Below are 19,336 nucleotides of genomic sequence, written 5' to 3' on the forward strand. Positions count from 1 at the left end.
TGTTGTCCTATTTTTTAAGTTCGTCCAGCCGCGCTTTCGCGTCACTATTCTGTGGGTCATGGCTGAGAATGCTTTCATACCAGTAGATAGCGGTTTGAGGATCGGCGCTAAAACAGCCATTTTGACTGACGGTTTTGGGATCGTATTCCTGGGCGTAGCGCATCGCGATTTGTGTATCGCCGGATTGCGCTTTGTAGGCATACAGACGCTGGGCGATTTCACAGTGTTTACCCGCTTTCGCCTTCTCAATCACCTCTAAAATCTGCGTGCTGTTCAGCGAACTTCGGGCGCAATCTTTAACAAAATCGAGCGCGTTACTCTGGTTCATCTGGGTTTCACTACACGGGGTGTTATCAACGGAAGCCGCGACTGGCTGCGTAGGTTGTGCTGCTGGTACTGGCGCTGTTGGCTGCGACGGCGTGCGCATAAACCACCAGGCACTCCCGCCGCCCAGCACCGCCAGCAGAAGAACGACCGCAAGGATAGGAACAAGCGGGATCTTTTTCGCCGATGCGACGGGTCTAATGCGTTCTTCGGGAGTTTCCAGCTCAGGCAGAGATTCCTGGGCGACAGGCTGGGGTTCCGGCATGGAAACGGGCTCAGGCTCCGGGCGCACGGACGTCACCGGCAGCACCCGCGTATTAGCAGGACGGGGATTATCACCGCCCGCCTGCGAACTCAAAAGCCCGTCATGCATGACCAGCACACCCATATCCTGACTGGCTGAATCCTTCACCGTCAGGCGATAAGCGGCCTGCCGATTCGCCAGGAGTGAATCCACCAGTTCCGGACCTACGGCAACACCGGGCACTTCGTCTTCGACGTCCAGCACAGGCAGCGAAAGGAACATCTCCGTGCTTGCCCACTGCCCATTCGATCCCAGGAACACATTACCCTGATTCGTCATGACAGAAACCAGCACCTCTTCCTTCCCTCCTTTCCAGCCCTTTAGAGTTAAGCGGGCATAGCCAGGGGTGGCGGATTGCAGAGGTTTTAATTCAGGTTTGATCACGTTCGGTTACTCCTGGGCAGTCTTAATAAGATGCAAAATGGCGCCCAGTTTTTCGTTCTGTGCGACGGTAATTTCGCGCCCGGCAGAATGTCCGGCGTTCTCTTTAATCAGCTCTTCCAGCCCAACCAGCCAGTCGACAATAAAAATAACGCTGTAGTTGAGCTGCTGCGGGGTCAGACGAACCAGGCGTTCGTCGCTCATCCACTGCACGCTACTACACTGAGAGGGACGGGTGAAAATAGGTTCTACCGGAGGGTTGGGTCGCGTCGGCCTTTTGTTTTCAGGTACGTTTTGATAACCAAGCCAGGTAACGAAGTCGTTCATAACATGCAGAACACGCGACACCTGACGTTCAACCATTTTTTCGCGACGAACGCCCGCCTGTTCCGTATTCACCATGGAAGCTTCAAGCTGTTGCTCCATGCGCAGACGCAACAGGCCCGTAATCAGCTCATTCACCAGAGATTCAACGATCTCCCTTGGCAATTTGATGTAGTTCAGTAACGCCGGGCTTTCCGGCAGCGCGCGCAGATGGTTAATCCAGTGCTGAAGAGCATGGCGCGCAAAGGCCAGTTCATGACTGTGCGTCGTAGCAGCCGGGGTATCGTTAATGAAAGCGTCCTCGACCCCAATGTCGAAGAACGACGCCTCTTCTTCCTCTTCAACAGCTTCATCGACGAGGGTTTGCTGCATGTAAAGCTCTTGCAACGCCTTGCGGGAAGGAACGAGGCGGGCCAGTAATTCACCGTGCATTCCGCTACGTTTTTTCAGGATGGCGAGAATGCTCCCGGCAATCTGCGTCTTTTTAGCAAGGTCTTCCTCACCATCCGGCTGATACCAGTTACCCAGACCGCCATTCACCAGGTCATGGCGCATCTCAGCCAGTTGTTCCGCAATACGTTCAAGTTTCACCTCGCGGCGGGCAACTTTACCCAGATACCCGGCCATGCGTTGCATGCCACCATCATTGAGCTTGAGCATCGCGTCCCAGGCTTCTTCCGGGCTGGCGATGTAGCGACGAATAGCCTCATCTTCAAGATAGGTTTTGCGCATCAATTCCAGTTGCGGAGCATTCTCAGCGTCAAACTCACTTTCACTGCCGTCCGTCAGACGGATAAAGGTCGTTTGCTGGCGAGGTTTACGCACCAGGAAGGTATTGTTAAACGCCTGACCCGGCAGCCACTCCTGCATCCATTTAAATTGACCAAAGCGCTCCGTCATCGCCATTTTGATCATCCCGCCCAGCCCCCAGGCCTGACGCAGCAAAGACTCTTCCTGTGACAGATGCTGACTGATGCGCAAATCGAACATAGTGAGTGCCCAAATAAGCCCAGGCAAACGGCGACCGCGCGCCTCAGCATCGGCTCCCTGGGTGTAGCGAATCCACTCATCGAGTACGCCACCGACTTCTTTCACATCGGATTGTTTGGTTGAGGCTGTGCAGACAACCAGCACGTTCATTTCCTGGTTTTCGGTGTAGCGCTCGAAGAGATACGCCACCTTGCCGCGCAGGATCAGTTGTGCCAGCGGGTTGCTTTGTTCACTATTTACGGCACGGCGAATATCCGCCATCGACTCCACGCCCAGGCGACCGCGATAGCCGGGGAAATCCAACAAGTCGACATCTTCAAACAACGTTTCTGCCGGGCGTGATGACAGCGGCACGTGCAGTTCAACGGTAAGCGCCGTCAATTCAGCCAGAGACAGGCTGACAGGTGCGTTGATCTGCCCTTCCTGTACTGGGCAAACCTCCACAATCCGATCGGTATTTCGATTGAGGCGCTCAAGCATGTCCACGTTCATGATGCTGTCTTTCTGCACCAGTTGCCCCAGCTCCTCCTGCACCAGCGTGCTCAGCGGCGCCCGAACTTCCAGGGCACCGTCGAGTTTCTGCAGGGTATGGGCAAAGCGGACATAGGTTTCCGTCAGTTCAGGAACCTCTCCCCACAGCACCGAGAACAGTTGTCCGCGATCGGCTGGCGACAGCCAGGGAGCCAGGGTGATGGCCTGCGGCCAATAGTGCAACGCAAGGCGGCTCTGGCTTTTTTCCGCGTGACGAAGGAGGTAATCCCACAGCGACACCACATCATCTTCCACCAGGCCTGGAACGCGACTGGCGTGACGGCGTTTACCCAGCGCAACAAGTAAATCGTTGATACGCGCTTCGTCGTACTGCCAGTTGATCTTTTCCTGGTCAAAATCGTGAATGAACGCATTCGCCAGAATTTTACCCACTTCCACTTCACTAAAGAGCTGGAGCGAAACCGGCCACTGGCTGTCACCGCTCCCCTGATGGCGGCTAAATCTCGTGACCAGTCCCGTCGCCTCTTTTCCCCCACCGGGTGGGTTAATGTGCGTCAGAAAATCGAGCGAGTGTCCACCGAGCGAGGTCTCCAGCCTGCCGTTTTCCCCGGCGGCAAGAGCGGAAATCAGATACGATTTTCCCGCCTGCGAGAGACCAAAAAAACCAATCGTCATGGGCTTCGCCGCCGCCAACGCAAGACGGCGCGCTTTGTTGCGGCTACGACGCAGACCAAGGGTCAAACGGTCAGCTTCGGTATTCAGCCGAGGGGCATCATGGCGTACGGTGTTTATCCAGTCGATCGCTTTACCTGCGCCGGCTTCAATACCTTTCCAGCCCTGAATAATCTGTTCCGGATTAATGCTACTCATCAGCTTTTGATACTCCCACTGTCCAGCCAGTAATGCGTCTCACCCAGACCATTGCCGACCAGGGTATTCAATTGGAATGTCACATCACGACGGCTTATGCTGCGAAACGATCCGCCATCCAACTCCAGCGAATCGAGTTTGAACCGTTCAGGACTGACCTTCTCTTCGCCATGCCGTGCGCGCCCCTGCTCTGCCGCCAGTTTAATTTTCATCACCGCATCACCGGCAAGGTCTGCCGCCAGTTTGCTGTTGGTGATTTTGAGGGTATAGAGCGCCGATGCTGGCCAGCGCTCGTTATCCAGTTGACGGAAACCGATACGCAGCTCACCACGAGATTCAAACGACTGATGCTGATCCAACTCAAAATCATCACGATCCAGGTCGATATCGCGATAGAACACATTGCTATCTTTGATGATGTTGTTACTGTCCAGCATGCCCAGATAACGAATCGTGGAATAGGGCTGGAAATTGGCGGTGCGGAAGTAGAAGTTATTAAGACGTGAGCCTTCCGCCAGCAGGCAGAGCATCGCCCCCACCACCGCCGTCGATTTCGGATCGTCAATGCACCCTTTCTTGTTGAAGGGATACCAGCCGCCTGTTTCATAGCCATGCAACGGCAGCACGCGGGAAGGCGGAACCGGCTGCAACTGACGAATGAGCGCCTGAATACCGGGAAGACGCGATGGACGTCCCGTTAACAGCAGGATGTCGCAGTTGTAGTGCCACAGCACTTCACACAAAGCCCGCAGGCTGTGACAGATATTCATTCTGCCGCTACGTGGGTCGATAAATTCATTGTGAAGCTGTGCCAGATCCATTTCCAGCGGCACATCCAGAATCGAAAACGGTGCGGCATTGCTCGATTGCCCTGCGCGTACCACATCATTCACGTAATCCTGCACTTTGCTGGTTGGCTCGTTATCTGCCAATAACTCGCGGAAAGTATGGTGGAAGAACTCACGTCCGTTCTCTGGCTGATACTCTTCATAACGATGCAAAATAGCGAGCGCCAACGGGGCAAAGACTTGCAGCGTCAGTTGCTGGCGTAAGACCTGTTTTCTGGCATCGATCGCTTCGCTACCAAACAGTTGCGACATCATGGACTCAACGGCCATCTCGCTGTGCCCGACGTTCAGCATTGCCGCTTTCACCGCAGGCTGCAGGTATAGTTGGATAACATCAAGGAGGATGTCGTCACCCGCCACTTTGAATCCTTCGCGGAACAGCTGTTTTGGCGTGATCCTCACGTTAACGCCCTGCCCGTCATCGAGGGTATAGCGCGTTATAACCAAATCCGTTGTGCCCCCACCAATATCAATGGAGGCAATTTTCAGACTGCGATCGTCGGGGTGCTCGCGCTGGTTATCCAATCGACGCGTAGCCGCAAAAAATTCGTCCGTACGACCACCAAAATAGTTCTGCGTTTCGTTGTACAGGTAAACGAGCTGACCACAGGTTGCTTCGTCCCATTTCATATGCACGCCCGGGTGAGGATATTTCAGCGTGTCCTCATTATTCTCACCGTCGTAGTCCATCTCTTCCCAGCCAAGCGACTTCCACACCAGCCGGATGGCATCACGCATACTCTGTTCAAATACAGCGCGTTCTGGTTTAGGCATAGCGGGCGGAATGGTCATGATGACGTTTTGTAAGCGCCGCGGCATACTTGCATGGTTCATTTTGAGTCGCTGCGCCGGGCTGTTGATTTGCATCAACGCCTGGCTGAGTACTTCGGCAAGCATCATCGTCATCAGTGAACGGCGGGTATAAACCGGGGAAAAGACCGGCATCCGCTCATCTTCTTCCAGCCGAATCAGCAACTTACCCTGATCATTGATCATGTATAGCAGCGGTGCCGCCGTTGCCAGAGGTTCGTGCTCGGTTTTGACAAACGCCTGGCTAAAACGCCAGCCCGGCGAGTAGGGCTGATCATCCCAAAGATAGCGTTTCGGACTGGAAATACCGGTGGAACCTTCTGTCCCCAGACGCTGGGAAGCCAGACGGAATGCTTCGCCGCCCACCCGGCCTATCGTCGGCCAGGTAAAGGCATCGTTACGACCGCTTTTAAGCGAATAATCCTGCTTACCAAACTCCGCCTGCACAAACTCAAGGCGGCTATCGAACGGTTCGTTATAGACATTTTCCGGGCGGCTGAGATCGCGCAATTGCAGTTGATAAAGCTGCGATAACCCCTTGTTATCATCCCGATGCTCCTCAATCAAAATGCCGCAGCTACGCGAGTTTCCGATGTCGAGAACGAGATCGACCGGGATAGCCGTGTCACGAATTTTAACGTCGTTAAGTAACACTTCCGGCAGAGCAATATATTGACTCAGTACGCTAAGCAGGTTGAGATAATGCGCCTGATGCTCTTTGAATTTGAGCTTCTCTTCATTGTCTTCGTAGTGCTGACGCAGGATGTCGCGCGCCTGAGCGGTGTATACCTCGCGCAGCCACTCATCGACCCAGGGCAATTCAAGAAAATCGCCCATTTCATGGTTGCGCGCAGCGAGGGCGAATCCTGTGCCCGCCCGCACATCCTCTTCACCGGGAGCAAGGTATTGCGTGTTGGCTCGTTCCGGGAAAATTTTGGTATCAAAGATCACTGTTGCGCGCCAGGTATTGCCTTTTTCATCCGGCTCTTTCAGTTCGTGAAACTGAACACGGGACCAGTTTGTGGGCCCATGCGCAAAGGCACTCGGTGGATTAAAACGGAAAAATGGCAGTGGTAGCCAGACGTCTTTAAACAGACGCAGTGATTCCTCTGTCGACAATGCGTATTCCGGTTCAGCAAACCGGGCCATTTCGCTATCCGCAGCCGGGAGCTGGAGCTTGTCGTCTCGCCCGTTGTCAATCAGTCGTAAGACCGCCCCATCACCTTGCTGACGCAAAAATTGACCGAAGTCCTTACGCGCAGGCAGGCGAAAAGCGAAGTCGAGAAACTGGATCCCGCTATCGCGAATAAGTTTGACCTGTTTTTTAAAATCAGTAAGTTCAGCCAGCATTACTTATCAGCCTCTTGCTTCATCGAGATGGGAAAACGCGTTTTCTCGCCGTAGCGACCTTTACAATCCGCAATGTTTTGCGCGCCTGGCGCACACTGGATCTCTGGCATGCGGTAAGAAGAGCCGTCCTGACACTGGGCTTCCCCCTGGTTATTGATAACCAACTGTCCGGATTTGATTGCCGTGTTTACCGCCCCACTACAGGAAACGCCGTCGCTGCGGGTCATTTGAACTTTTCCGCCGCCATCTTTAATTTGGTAGTTAAGACTCAGCGGCCTGCCCGTACGCGGGTCCTGAATGCCCGATCCCACGCGCCAGTTCCCATTGAAAAATTGCGTATCCCCTTTTGCCAGTGCAGCAGGCGGCAGGGTTAACGGCGCTTTTCCTGCGTTCGCATTCGCCGCCGTATTTCCTGGGACGGCTGGGTCAGCAGGAGGAACGGCAGGAGTCGCATCCGGTGACGAGGCTGTCTTAGGCTGAGCCGGGTCTACTGGCGCCGTCGCATCACCGGGTTTTGTCGGGTCAGCAGTATTCGTTGCATCTGCTGCTTTGGTTGAGTCAGTCGTGTTGGCCGGATCGGCAGGCTTTGTCGGATCTACCACCTTAGCGTCATCTGCGGTATTAACCGGGTCGACCGGTTTAACCGCATCTGTCGCGGTTGTCGGATCCGTGGCAGTCACGCCGTCCGCAGAATGCGTGGTATCCAGCGCCTGCCTGGGATCGACCTCAGTGCCAACGGCACTGTTCCCGCCATCTGGCACCACGCCAGGATCGGTATTCACGACACCATGGCTCCCGACAACAGTGTTACCCGTGACACCCACCACGCCATTGTTAACGACAGGGTCGACCGTCGAGCCTTTTACAACAGGCGCGTCAGGGGCGACGGCAGGCACCTGGGTCTCTCTATTGTTTAGCCCTGGCAGCGTGACACCCGGCACACAGCTACGCAGCAGGAACGCTATCAACAGGAGCAAAAGTAACAAGGGAAGCAGCCAGCGCAGCCAGGCTGGTAATACCCACCACCAGCCGCTACGACGAGTGACAGGTTCACTGACTGGCGGAACGGCCGATGGAGCAGCGGCCACCGCAGGCGTGGGTAAACGCTCCGGGCGCAGGCAATCGAGTGGATCGATTCGCACGGGGTGGCGGGCATTGACGAACCCCCAAAAGGTGATGACCGGTTTGCCATCAACCAGCCAGATATGCTGTTGATCGGGGAACTGGAATGCTTTTTCCAGCAGTTGCCCAAACAACCTCTGCTCAGGTTTTTCGTGCTGACGCAACTCATCACTGAACTGGCGGAGCGTATCGTGATGCGTATCCAGCTGTGCAAGCGCGATTTGTCGCTCGCTTTCTGTCGCGGCAGACCAGGGAATCACATCACCGGAAAAAGGCGCATACCAGTCAATACGGTCTCCCCGTTCGCTCATTTGCGGAATCGCGAGGGTATCGGCAATCGCAGCATGACGGCGGAGTCGCAAGGTTTCCCTGAGCTGAAGTGCGGAAATATGTACCGCCTGGCCGTTCTCACCCAATGCCTGAAATTTATCGAGCCTGTCGCTATACAGGAACATTTCTTTCACGTTTGCATGCCCTTGCTGATAATTAAACGGATAAAGCGCCTCAAGACTTGTTGCACATACTTTATATGGCAGATAAATGAACGCTATCGCTTATGTATAAAACCCGAACGCTCACCAGCAAAATAAGAATAAGAATCAGCCAGTGTTTAGAGTGTAGTGCTCATCATTCTCGTTCGCATAAAATAGTTTACAAGCGAAACTATATACCAGAAAAATAAATCCTGGCCCCATCAATTACAGCCTTTTGGTATATATTCCGAGATAGCTTTGTTCATTGCAGCCTTAAACTCATTAGTACTATTAGCGGGATAGACTTTGCCCCCTGTACTTTGCGCTACGCAATTAGCCGCACCGGTATTCATTATATCGACAATGTTGACCTGCAAGCGCGGTTTCCTGCTTTTTAGCTCACGAGCGACATCACACGGATTGCCATTACAGGTTTCTTCACCGTCAGAGACCAGCAGGATAATGGCATCGCGATTCACCCCATCCACCATCTCTCCGGCCCGTGCCAGGGCATCAGCCAACGGCGTTTTATCATCCGGTTGAATCTGACTAATTTGCGTTTTTAATGCCCCGCGCTGACGGAACGAGAACGGCGATGTGCTCTCAACACGTCCGCAGTTCAATGCTGTCACCAGGCTGATGTTCATATCCTTTGGTATGGCATCAACCAGTTGCTTTGCCGATGAGCGCGCAACCGAGATACGCTGCGGCTCACGAAAAAGCGCCGGAATCGCAACGTTATTGCGTGCAAAAAAGAGCTCTTCCGGCGTTGCGTCCATACTGATGGCCATTGAACCCGAGCCATCAACCACCAGTACCACCTCAGGAGCCTGCTGCGGCGTGCGCTGGGACGGACACAGCTGCTTCACCGGCTTATTCGGTTTTATCGGTTCGGCAGGAACCGGTGCAGGTTTCGGGGTCGGTTCAGGTTCGGGTTCCGGTTTTACGGCCGGTGGAATAACCGTTGCCGGGTCAAGCGGCGGCGTATTCACTGGTGGTTGTGGCACCGGGGCCACGGGAACTGGCGGTACCACAGGAGGATCCTGAGGAATACAGCCCCGTAAAAGAAAGAGTGCCAGTGCCGCAAGTAGCAACAATAACAGAAGCCAAAGCCACCAAAGACGGCGAGGCGGCACCACCGGAGGCGGAACGGCTGCAACGGGCTCAGGCCCTGGCCAGAAGGTAATAACAGGCTGACCGTCAATGGACCATACGCTGTCACGCTCGGGCTGACGGCTGGCCATTTCCAGTAGAGAGTGTAGGTTTTCCGGTAGTGAACCGGGCGGCAAAGTCTTACGCAGGCTGGCGATTGCGGCAAGCTTCCTGCTCAACAATTCCTCAACCCTGGTGGCATCAGCGGCTGGCAGGTCCTTTAACTGAACAGGCCGACCATTTAATTCACTGTACCACTCGGTGGCACCATCGCTGGCCTGCACAGGTTTGGCGAATAAATTAGCAACGCCTGGTGATGAATATTGCGCCAGGAGCGAATTCAGTTGGGAATAGTGCGTAATTGCCCACTGGTCACGAGCGGTGGGTTCAGCTGTTCTGGTAATTCTTATCATTTATTTAAACAACAACCCAACATAGGTGATGCAATTAAATGGAATATAACTTTCGCCGTTCCATCATCATCTCGAAAAATAGCAAATGCAATACCTTGCATCAAAAACCGCGCCTTTTTGTAGTAGCAACATCAGGCGTTATTTAAAAAAACAACAAAGCAGACACTTTTACTCAGCGGGTGAAAATTTCAGATAATTTCCCTTTATAAACACCTCAAACGCATCAGGACCTTTAGTTTATGTTAAGTCGAGATTTAATATCAAGGCAATAAGAATGACTCAAATGATTCAATAGTATGTAACCCTGTCAGTATTTCTGCGCATTCCCATCGGGGCCCGGCACAACATACGGCACGCGGTGTGGCAATGACGACGGCGAAATGCATAAAAAACCCCATAAGCATGAAATTCAGGATCTGCTCATGGGGGCATGCAAATGCATGATGCGTTACGCCGCCACGATTTCAAACGTGCGTTCACACGAGCGCAGCGGCACAAATTATACTCTGTCTGATTTTTATACTATGTTGACGGCCATCACAGCGCACATTTAGCCAAAATTTAGCGATAAACGTGGCAGACACGGCATCATTAGCAAACTATTATTTAGCTCGTAAATCATTATGTTTCTGTGTAATTCCGTGTTGTCTCTATGCCGTTCGTCCGAGCGGCTTTTTTTTTGGTTTTTATATTTACACGCAAACACCGAACCTTTTCGGTGTAAATTCAATCAGCAGAGATACCCTTTAGAGGTATTTTCCCCGGCCCGATTTCGTACCCCGAAATACCCCGTTAAGGGTTTATGAAGAACCACGAAGTGCGTGTTATGTTAATGCCATACACAGTATTACAAGGGTCGCTATGAACACGTTTCCGCTACCAGTCGCTATTCATAAGCACAATGCAGATTCCGCCGTACAGATTCAGCATTATCTTGAGCAAAACCGACAAAATCCGGGGCTTATCCCCATTCTGAACATGGACTTAACCTTCATCAGCCCGCATGCGCGTTCAACCAACGATTTCGTTATCAGCAGGGTTGAGCATCTACACGACAATACATACGTCCTTTATTATCAAATTAACTACTTCATCTTTAATTTATGCCAGGACATGAATATTGAAGATGTTTATGAAACCAGTATTAGCTTCAATGTCGTTCAGGATTATTTAGCGTTTACCGTTATTCATGCTGACCGGGATACGGTTGATGAATTTTGATAGCGGCAATTTTCGTCATATTAAATTATAACGAAGCCGTTGCCAGGCGGGCAGTCGTTTTTTCACCCGGCCCGGCCGAGAATCCTCTATAAATCTCCCGGCGTTATCTGTACAATCCCTGCCCTGAGCATCCCTTAACTGATTATTTTTTGAACTATGAGCAATGTGACCCTGCAGCCGAAAATCGGCTTTGTTTCTCTCGGTTGCCCGAAAAACCTCGTTGACTCCGAGCGCATCCTCACCGAACTGCGCACCGAAGGCTATGACGTGGTACCGAGCTACAACGACGCCGATATGGTTATCGTCAACACCTGCGGCTTTATCGACAGCGCGGTACAAGAGTCGCTGGAAGCCATTGGCGAAGCCCTTAATGAAAACGGCAAAGTGATTGTCACCGGCTGTCTGGGCGCCAAAGTCGATCAGATTCGTGAAGTCCATCCGAAAGTGCTGGAAATCACCGGTCCGCATAGCTACGAGCAGGTGCTTGAGCATGTGCACCACTATGTGCCGAAACCGAAGCACAACCCGTTCCTGAGCCTGGTGCCGGAACAGGGTGTCAAACTGACCCCTCGTCATTACGCGTATCTGAAAATTTCCGAAGGCTGCAACCATCGCTGCACCTTCTGCATTATTCCCTCGATGCGTGGCGATCTGGTAAGCCGTCCTATTGGCGACGTTTTAAGTGAAGCCAAACGTCTGGTGGATGCGGGTGTGAAAGAGCTCCTCGTTATCTCCCAGGATACCTCCGCCTATGGCGTGGACGTAAAGCACCGTATGGGCTTCCACAATGGCGAACCGGTAAAAACCAGCATGGTTGGCCTGTGCGAACAACTGGCAAAACTGGGTATCTGGACGCGTCTGCACTACGTCTACCCTTACCCGCACGTTGATGATGTCATTCCGCTGATGGCAGAAGGCAAAATCCTGCCGTATCTGGATATTCCGTTGCAGCACGCCAGCCCGCGTATCCTGAAACTGATGAAACGCCCTGGCTCCGTGGATCGTCAACTGGCGCGCATTAAGCAGTGGCGCGAAATCTGCCCGGAACTGACCCTTCGCTCGACCTTCATCGTCGGCTTTCCTGGCGAAACCGAAGAAGATTTCCAGATGCTGCTCGATTTCCTCAAAGAAGCGCGTCTGGACCGCGTTGGCTGCTTCAAATACAGCCCGGTAGACGGTGCGACCGCCAACGAACTGGCCGATCAGGTGCCGGAAGAGATCAAAGAAGAGCGCTGGAACCGCTTTATGCAGCTTCAGCAGCAGATTTCCGCTGAGCGTCTGCAGGAAAAAGTGGGCCGCGAAATTCTGGTCATTATCGATGAAGTCGATGAAGAAGGGGCAATCGGCCGCAGCATGGCGGATGCACCGGAAATCGACGGCGCGGTCTATCTGAACGGGGAAACGAAAGTGAAACCGGGCGATATCATCCGCGTGAAAGTCGAAAACGCCGACGAGTACGATCTGTGGGGTAGCCGCGTCTAACCCTGTCGCCGCCTGTTTCCAGGCGGCGCCTTTCTCTCTTTATGCCACGTCAACACGTTCAAAGCGTGTCGCAATCACTACATAACTCACCACTGCCAGCACACCGTGCGCCGCTACAAACCACAACGCGTTATTAAACGAGCCGGTCACCGTCACCACATAACCGATCACCAGTGGCGTCACGATCCCGGCAATATTACCGATACCGTTAAACACGCCGCCGCACAGGCCAATCATGGTTTTCGGCGCAACATCGGACAATACCGCCCAGCCCACTGCCGCGAAGCCTTTACCGAAGAACGCCATTGCCATCAGGAAAATTACCGCGCTGTTACTGTCGACGAAATTGGCGAATACCAGCATGGTGGACAGCCCCATTCCCAGCACAAACGGCGTTTTACGGGCACGGGAAGGATGCATGCCCCGGCTAATCAGAATGTCAGACAGATAGCCCCCCAGCAGACCGCCGGTAAAGCCACAGATGGCAGGCAGTGCGGCAACCCACCCCGCCTGCATGATGGTCATACCGCGCCCCTGAATCAGGTAGATGGGGAACCAGGTAATAAAAAAGTAGGTCAGCGCGGTAATACAATACTGCCCCAGATAAATGGCCCACAGGTTGCGGTTGGTAAACAGACATTTGGCATCGCGCAGCGAGGTTTTCTTCGCCTTTGCCGCCCCTTCACTGTCCAGATCCACCAGCGCCCCGCCCTCGCGCATCAGGTTTTTCTCTTCTTCTGTCAGACGCGGGTCTTTATGCGGCTCCTTATACCAGGCAAACCAGACGGTCGCCAGCACCAGCCCCACTCCCCCCATCCACAGGAACACATGCTCCCAGCCCCATGCATGGGTCAGCCAGGCCATGATCGGCGTGAAGACCACGACCGCCATGTATTGCCCGGAGTTAAACAGCGCCGAGGCCACGCCACGCTCACGCGTCGGGAACCAACTGGAGACGATACGGGAGTTTGCCGGGAATGCGGGGGATTCCACCAGACCCAGCATAAAGCGCATCAGAAACAGGGTCATCGCCGCCAGACTACCGGTCATCCCGATCCAGCCCACGGTGCCCTGTAGCATGGTGAACACGGACCACAGCACCAGGCTCATGCCGTAGACTTTTTTGGCACCAAAGCGGTCCAGTAGCCAGCCGCCGGGGATCTGCCCCAGCGCGTAGGCCCAGGCGAAAGCGGAGAAGATCATCCCCAACATCATCGGGTCGAGACCCAGCTCTTTCACCACCGAGGTGCCAGCAATCGACATGGTCGCGCGGTCGGCATAGTTGATAACGGTGATGATGAAAATCAACCCCAGCACCCAATAGCGGTGATGTCCGACCCGTTTGACCTGCTCCAGCGAGACATCCATTTGTTTGCTCATTGTTTTCTCACTTTTATTTGTAGGGTTCAGAAACGATGGCTATACCCGGTGTGGCGGCACGTTGCCGCTAAAACAGGCCGCCAGGTTCGCCAGCACAATGTTGCCCATCTCCTGGCGAGTCTGAACAGTCGCGCTGGCGCGGTGCGGCTGCAGGGTGACGTTATTGAGGGTGAAAAAGCCTTCCGGTACGTGCGGCTCATGGGCAAACACATCCAGCCCGGCTCCGGCAATACGCTTGTGGGTCAGGGCATCAAGCAGCGCCGCTTCATCCACCAGCTTGCCGCGCGCCACATTGATGAAATAGCCCTCGGGCCCCAGCGCCTCCAGCACCGACTCAGTGATAATCACCTCGCCGCTATCGGCAGAGGCGGCAAGCACCAGAACATCCACTTCCTGCGCCAGCGCCTGAATATCAGCAATAAAGGTGTAATCAAGGGCGGCAATCGGCGCGAGATCGGTATAGAGAATACGGGCGTCAAAGGCAGCGACCCGTCTGGCAATGGCCTGGCCAACACGCCCCATGCCGATAATTCCCACCGTCGTGCCAGTGACTTTGCGCGCCAGCGGCAGGTTGGTTTGCGGCCAGCGCCCCGCACGCACGACCTGCTCACCTTCGCTCATTTGTCGCAGGGTGGAAATCAACAGGCCCAGCGCCATATCCGCCACATCATCGGTCAGCACGCCGGGTGTAGTAGTGACATAGATACCGTGCTTTGCGGCATACACCAGGTCGACGGCATCTGTGCCGATACCGCTGATGGCGACAATTTTAAGCGCCGGCAGACATTCCATTATCTCCCGGGAAAGCCCTTTTGCGCCGCCGGTCACCACGCCTTCAATCAGTGGGCCAATTTCCGCCAGCATTTTTTGCGGCTCGCTCGCCTGGTAAAGACGATGCACTTCGTAATCGCGCCGTAATATTTCATCAATCGGTGCTGGCACCGCCTGGGTTAATAAAATGTGTGTTTTTTGTTGAGCAATATTATTCGTCATATCTATCATCCGTCGCGTAGTTATTAACCAGATGATGGACAGGGTAATAATTCATGTCTAATATAAATCCGGTATTCATTAATATAAGAATTGAATTATGGATTTACATCAGTTGCGTTGTTTCATCGCCGTTGCTGAAGAGTTGAACTTCGGACGCGCCGCAGCCCGCCTGCATATGACCCAGCCGCCGCTCAGCCGCCAGATACAGCTTCTGGAGAAGAGTCTGGGCGGAGCGTTGTTTGAAAGGAATAACCGTCACGTGCAGCTTACCCATATGGGTCAACATTTGCTGACGGAGTCACGATTAATACTGAAATTAGCAGACCGACTTGAATCCTCCGTTCAGCAATGTGCATCCGGCGAAATCGGCACGTTATCTATGGGATTTACGGCGGTATTTGCCTGGAGTTTTATTCCGCAGTTGCTTAAAGCGCTGTCGGTGAAATTACCGGGGGTGGATTTCCGTTTATTTGAGCAGGTCTCGCACAAACAAATTAGCTCTGTCGAAAATAACAGTATTGACGTTGGTTTTGTGCGCCATGTCCCACCCAACCCGCTGCTGGCGTATCAGCCTCTGCAGGGGGAGACATTTGTCGCCGCCTTTCACTGCGATCACCCGCTGGCACGCAAGCGAAAAATTCCCCTCAGCGCCTTTAACAATGAGCCCTTTTTTCTCTACAGCCCGGATGAAGCGCGCCACTTTTACGACCGCATTACCGACCTGTTCGTCTTTAACGACATCACGCCGGATTTTAAATATCAGTTGGCCCAGACCCACACGATCCTCGGAATGGTGAATGCCGGGCTCGGATGCGCCATCGTGCCTGCATCATCGCGCGCGCTGGGCATGGCCAATGTCACCTTTATGAACATCGAAGGGGTCAATATTCAGGCACACAACTTCCTGGTGTACTCAAAGGCCAATCCAAACCCGGTGCTTCCCGCGTTTCTCAAGGCCCTGAGTGAGGTATTAATTACCCTTTGATTTTGGGATCCAGCGCGTCCCGAAGCCCGTCGCCCAGCAGGTTAAACGCGAGCACGGTCAGGAAAATCGCCAGGGAGGGGAACAGCGCCACATGGGGAGCAATCACCATATCCGCGCGCGCTTCATTGAGCATGGCGCCCCACTCCGGTGTGGGCGGTTGCGCCCCCAGCCCGAGGAAGGAGAGGCTTGCCGCCGAAATGATCGACGTGCCAATACGCATCGTGAAATAGACGACGATCGACGACACCGTACCCGGCAGAATATGGCTAAACAGAATGGTCATATCGCTTGCGCCAATACTGCGCGCCGACTCAACAAAGGTCTGGTGTTTAAGGACCAGAGTATTGCCGCGCACCAGTCGGGCGAAAGCCGGAACAGAGAAAACCGCCACAGCAATGATGACATTCGCCATACCGCTGCCCATCACCGCTACCACGGCAATCGCCAGTAAAATACCAGGAAAAGCGAACAGCACATCGCAAATGCGCATGATGATGCGATCCCACCAGCCTTCGTAATACCCGGCCAGCAAGCCCAGCACGGTACCAATCAGCGCGCCAATCAGTACCGCCAGCACCCCGGCTGCGAGCGAAATTCGCGCCCCCAACAGCACGCGGCTAAAGATATCGCGGCCCAGGGAATCCACGCCAAACCAGTGCAATGGCGATGGCCCGTCATTAAGGCGGTCGTAATCGAAATAGTTTTCGGCATCGAAGGGGGCAATCCAGGGGGCGACAATAGCCAACAAAATCAGAATCAGCACAAACAACCCGGCGGTCATCGCCAGGGGCTGACGACGAAAACGCCGCCAGAACTCATGCCACGGGGTACGCACCTGGTCCGGTTTCAGCCCAGGCATGGCGTTTAAAATCGCCGCTCGACGCCAGTTAAACAATCGCATCCTTACTTGTACCTGATAGCGGGGTTAATGGCGGCGTACAGCACATCCACCACTAAATTGATAAGAATAAACTCCAGCGAGAAGAGCAGGACTTCCGCCTGGATAACCGGGTAATCGCGCATATCAACGGAGTCCACCAGCAAACGCCCGAGGCCGGGCCAGTTGAACACTTTCTCGACGACAATCGAGCCGCCAAGCAAAAAGCCGAACTGTAGCCCCATCATGGTGATCACCGGGATCAGCGCATTACGCAGGCCATGCTTGAGTATGACCCACTTTTCGCTAAGCCCTTTGGCGCGCGCGGTACGCATGTAGTCTTCATTGAGCACATCGACAAAGGACGCGCGGGTAAAGCGCGCCATTACCGCGGCCACGGCGGCCCCCAGCGTTATCGACGGCAAAATATAATGCCGCCAGCTATCGGCCCCGACCGTCGGCAACCAGCCCAACTCCACGGAGAAAACCTGCATCAGCAGCATGCCCAGCGCGAAGGCCGGAAAGGAGATCCCGGTCACCGCCAGCGCCATGCCGAGCCTGTCCGGCCAGCGGTTACGCCATACCGCGGCGGCAATCCCCGCCACCAGGCCAAACAGCATCGCCCAGGTCATACTGGCGATGGTCAACCAGAACGTCGGGAAAAAGCGGCTGGCGATCTCTTCCACTACCGGACGGCGGGAAGCCATCGAGATACCGAAATCACCCTGCAGCACATTAACAATGTAGTGCCCGAACTGGATATAGAGCGGCCTGTCGAGACCTAATTGCTGGCGTACCAGTCCAATCACCTGCTCATCGGCCTCCGGCCCGGCGATCAACCGTGCCGGATCGCCCGGTAAGAGGTGAACAAATAAAAACACCAGCACCGCCACGATCAGTAGCGTTGGGATAAGACCCAGAAGGCGTTTCAAAACATAATTCAGCATCGTCTCTTCCGTCACTTCCCTCTCGCAAAGAGAGGGGACATGCGCTCTTATTTCAGGTCGGCCTCGTCAAAGCTAAAGCCGGTGTCCGGCATGATGTAGAACCCTGTCAGGTTCTTGTTGTGAGCGGAAACCAGCTTCTCCACCACCAGCGGCACCCAGGGGGACTCTTTCCAGATGATATCCTGCGCATCCTTGTAGAGCCTGGTTTTTTCCTCATTATTGGTGGTTTTCAGCGCGTCGGCCAGGTCTTTATCCACCTGCGGGTTGCTGTAGAACGCCGTGTTGAAGAGGGTTGGCGGCCAGTTCTGTGAGGCGAACAGCGGCGACAGCGCCCAGTCGGCTTCCCCGGTCGACGCCGACCAGCCCGTGTAGAACATCCTCACGCCGCTCTCTTTCTGCCCTTTCGCTTCCACTTCCGCCGCACGCTGTCCGGCATCCATCGCCGTCACCTGCGCTTTGATACCCACCTGCGCCAGTTGCTGCTGGGTAAACTGCAGCACTTTTTGCGCGGTACTGTGGTTATGCGATGACCACAGCGTGGTGCTGAACCCGTTTGGATAGCCAGCCTCTTTCAACAGTTCGCGGGCTTTTGCCGGATCGTAAGGCCACGGCTGGTAGGTTTGCGCATTCGCCAGTGACGGTGGAACAATGCCGGTTGCCGGTGTTGCATACCCGGCAAACGCCACTTTCACCAGCGCCTGACGGTTAATGGCGTAGTTGATGGCTTCACGAACTTTCGGGTTGTCGAACGGCTTTTGCGTTACGTTCATGCTGATGTAGCGCTGCATGATCGAGGGGCTGGCCACCAGCTCCAGTTTGCTGTTTTTCTGCAGCACCGCCGCCTGCTCATAGGGAATCGGGAAAGCGAACTGCGCTTCGCCCGTCTGCAACATCGCCGCTCGGGTATTATTGTCGACCACCGGACGCCAGGTGATGGTGTCCAGTTTCGGTAGCCCTTTTTGCCAGTATCCGGCGAATTTCTTCACCTTCACAAAGTCGGTCTGGTTCCAGGTGTCCAGTTCATAAGGACCTGTCCCCACCGGGTGAAAACCAATGTCCTTACCGTATTTTTCCAGCGCGGCAGGCGAGATCATCGCCGTCGCCGGGTGGGCCAGAATATTGATAAAGGCCGAGAACGGCTGTTTCAGGGTGATTTTGACTGTTGTCGCATCCACTGCATCGGTTTTGGCGATGTTTTTATAGAGGTTGTAGCGCTTGAGCGCATTTTCCGGATTACTCGCGCGATCGAGGTTCGCCTTCACCGCCAGGGCGTTAAAGTCGGTTCCATCCTGGAATTTCACACCCTGACGCAGCTTGATGGTATACACCAGCCCGTCATCCGACACCGTATAGCTTTCGGCGAGCACATTATGCAGCTTCATGTCTTTATCAAGGCCAAACAGCCCCTGATAGAATGACTTAGCGACGGCCTGCGACAATGTGTCATTGGCATTGTAGGGGTCGAGAGTGGTGAAATTTGACGCCACTGCGACCACAACATCTTTGGCAGCCAGTGCTGGCGCGGCGCTCAGCGCGATGGCAACTGCGAACGCAATCTGCCATTTACGTGGTAAAGGTTGTGTCATGTTGTTCTCCTG

Annotated in this window: 13 protein-coding genes; 3 read left to right on the top strand and 10 right to left on the bottom strand. The window is 54.2% G+C overall.

From position 1 onward, the window contains the following. Positions 1 to 7: 7 nt before the first annotated feature. The 5 genes from ACS0RQ_RS18785 to ACS0RQ_RS18805 form a co-directional block, all read right to left on the bottom strand. On the bottom strand, positions 8 to 1,012 hold the full coding sequence (locus tag ACS0RQ_RS18785; protein WP_271849823.1) for a hypothetical protein: 1,005 nt from the start codon (positions 1,010 to 1,012) through the stop codon (positions 8 to 10). Between the two features lie 6 nt (positions 1,013 to 1,018). Beyond that, entirely contained in the window at positions 1,019 to 3,685 is a 2,667-nt protein-coding gene (locus ACS0RQ_RS18790; RefSeq protein WP_271849824.1) for a putative virulence factor, read from the bottom strand. Further along, the gene (locus ACS0RQ_RS18795) at positions 3,685 to 6,693 is read right to left on the bottom strand and encodes a virulence factor SrfB (protein ID WP_271849825.1); all 3,009 of its coding nucleotides are present in this window, start codon (positions 6,691 to 6,693) and stop codon (positions 3,685 to 3,687) included. The genes ACS0RQ_RS18790 and ACS0RQ_RS18795 overlap by 1 nt, the downstream gene beginning before the upstream one ends. Next, the gene (locus ACS0RQ_RS18800) at positions 6,693 to 8,270 is read right to left on the bottom strand and encodes an SrfA family protein (RefSeq protein ID WP_271849880.1); all 1,578 of its coding nucleotides are present in this window, start codon (positions 8,268 to 8,270) and stop codon (positions 6,693 to 6,695) included. The genes ACS0RQ_RS18795 and ACS0RQ_RS18800 overlap by 1 nt, the downstream gene beginning before the upstream one ends. Positions 8,271 to 8,509: 239 nt before the next feature. Continuing rightward, the gene (locus ACS0RQ_RS18805; protein ID WP_271849826.1) at positions 8,510 to 9,853 is read right to left on the bottom strand and encodes a VWA domain-containing protein; all 1,344 of its coding nucleotides are present in this window, start codon (positions 9,851 to 9,853) and stop codon (positions 8,510 to 8,512) included. An 861-nt stretch (positions 9,854 to 10,714) separates the two neighbouring features. On the opposite strand from ACS0RQ_RS18805, the gene ACS0RQ_RS18810 reads away from it, so the two are divergent. Next, positions 10,715 to 11,074: a hypothetical protein gene (locus tag ACS0RQ_RS18810; RefSeq protein ID WP_271849827.1), complete on the top strand. Its 360-nt coding sequence runs from the start codon at positions 10,715 to 10,717 to the stop codon at positions 11,072 to 11,074. Between the two features lie 156 nt (positions 11,075 to 11,230). Then, on the top strand, positions 11,231 to 12,556 hold the full coding sequence (gene rimO, locus ACS0RQ_RS18815; protein ID WP_039077169.1) for a 30S ribosomal protein S12 methylthiotransferase RimO: 1,326 nt from the start codon (positions 11,231 to 11,233) through the stop codon (positions 12,554 to 12,556). 39 nt (positions 12,557 to 12,595) lie between these two features. Here the strand turns inward: rimO and ACS0RQ_RS18820 are convergent, their stop codons facing one another. Together ACS0RQ_RS18820 and ACS0RQ_RS18825 are read right to left on the bottom strand one after the other, a co-directional pair. After that, positions 12,596 to 13,936, bottom strand: a complete 1,341-nt coding sequence (locus ACS0RQ_RS18820; protein WP_110295669.1) for an MFS transporter — start codon at positions 13,934 to 13,936, stop codon at positions 12,596 to 12,598. A gap of 39 nt (positions 13,937 to 13,975) precedes the next feature. Further along, positions 13,976 to 14,929, bottom strand: coding sequence for a 2-hydroxyacid dehydrogenase (locus ACS0RQ_RS18825; RefSeq protein WP_271849828.1), 954 nt, complete (start codon positions 14,927 to 14,929; stop codon positions 13,976 to 13,978). A gap of 97 nt (positions 14,930 to 15,026) precedes the next feature. Here ACS0RQ_RS18825 and ACS0RQ_RS18830 point away from each other — a divergent pair, with 97 nt between their 5' ends. Further along, positions 15,027 to 15,914, top strand: a complete 888-nt coding sequence (locus ACS0RQ_RS18830) for a LysR family transcriptional regulator (protein ID WP_039077172.1) — start codon at positions 15,027 to 15,029, stop codon at positions 15,912 to 15,914. On the opposite strand, the gene gsiD is transcribed toward ACS0RQ_RS18830, so the two are convergent. From gsiD to gsiB, 3 genes are read right to left on the bottom strand one after another with little or no spacing between them, the layout of a single operon-like run. After that, positions 15,904 to 16,815, bottom strand: a complete 912-nt coding sequence (gsiD, locus tag ACS0RQ_RS18835; RefSeq protein WP_271849829.1) for a glutathione ABC transporter permease GsiD — start codon at positions 16,813 to 16,815, stop codon at positions 15,904 to 15,906. The two genes, ACS0RQ_RS18830 and gsiD, sit on opposite strands and share 11 nt — an antisense overlap. A gap of 2 nt (positions 16,816 to 16,817) precedes the next feature. Continuing rightward, positions 16,818 to 17,738, bottom strand: coding sequence for a glutathione ABC transporter permease GsiC (gene gsiC, locus ACS0RQ_RS18840; RefSeq protein WP_039077174.1), 921 nt, complete (start codon positions 17,736 to 17,738; stop codon positions 16,818 to 16,820). A gap of 47 nt (positions 17,739 to 17,785) precedes the next feature. Then, the gene (gsiB, locus tag ACS0RQ_RS18845) at positions 17,786 to 19,324 is read right to left on the bottom strand and encodes a glutathione ABC transporter substrate-binding protein GsiB (RefSeq protein ID WP_334633011.1); all 1,539 of its coding nucleotides are present in this window, start codon (positions 19,322 to 19,324) and stop codon (positions 17,786 to 17,788) included. Positions 19,325 to 19,336: the final 12 nt, after the last annotated feature.

It is taken from the genome of Phytobacter diazotrophicus, assembly GCF_052061655.1.
GTDB classification, from domain to species: Bacteria; Pseudomonadota; Gammaproteobacteria; order Enterobacterales; family Enterobacteriaceae; genus Phytobacter; species Phytobacter diazotrophicus.

Bases quoted from the DNA above. Each gene is read 5' to 3' on its own strand.
- ACS0RQ_RS18790 (WP_271849824.1), bottom strand. From the start codon at position 3,685: ATGAGTAGCATTAATCCGGAACAGATTATTCAGGGCTGGAAAGGTATT.
- ACS0RQ_RS18795 (WP_271849825.1), bottom strand. From the start codon at position 6,693: ATGCTGGCTGAACTTACTGATTTTAAAAAACAGGTCAAACTTATTCGC.
- ACS0RQ_RS18800 (WP_271849880.1), bottom strand. From the start codon at position 8,270: ATGTTCCTGTATAGCGACAGGCTCGATAAATTTCAGGCATTGGGTGAG.
- ACS0RQ_RS18805 (WP_271849826.1), bottom strand. From the start codon at position 9,853: ATGATAAGAATTACCAGAACAGCTGAACCCACCGCTCGTGACCAGTGG.
- ACS0RQ_RS18810 (WP_271849827.1), top strand. From the start codon at position 10,715: ATGAACACGTTTCCGCTACCAGTCGCTATTCATAAGCACAATGCAGAT.
- rimO (WP_039077169.1), top strand. From the start codon at position 11,231: ATGAGCAATGTGACCCTGCAGCCGAAAATCGGCTTTGTTTCTCTCGGT.
- ACS0RQ_RS18820 (WP_110295669.1), bottom strand. From the start codon at position 13,936: ATGAGCAAACAAATGGATGTCTCGCTGGAGCAGGTCAAACGGGTCGGA.
- ACS0RQ_RS18825 (WP_271849828.1), bottom strand. From the start codon at position 14,929: ATGACGAATAATATTGCTCAACAAAAAACACACATTTTATTAACCCAG.
- ACS0RQ_RS18830 (WP_039077172.1), top strand. From the start codon at position 15,027: ATGGATTTACATCAGTTGCGTTGTTTCATCGCCGTTGCTGAAGAGTTG.
- gsiD (WP_271849829.1), bottom strand. From the start codon at position 16,815: ATGCGATTGTTTAACTGGCGTCGAGCGGCGATTTTAAACGCCATGCCT.
- gsiC (WP_039077174.1), bottom strand. From the start codon at position 17,738: ATGCTGAATTATGTTTTGAAACGCCTTCTGGGTCTTATCCCAACGCTA.
- gsiB (WP_334633011.1), bottom strand. From the start codon at position 19,324: ATGACACAACCTTTACCACGTAAATGGCAGATTGCGTTCGCAGTTGCC.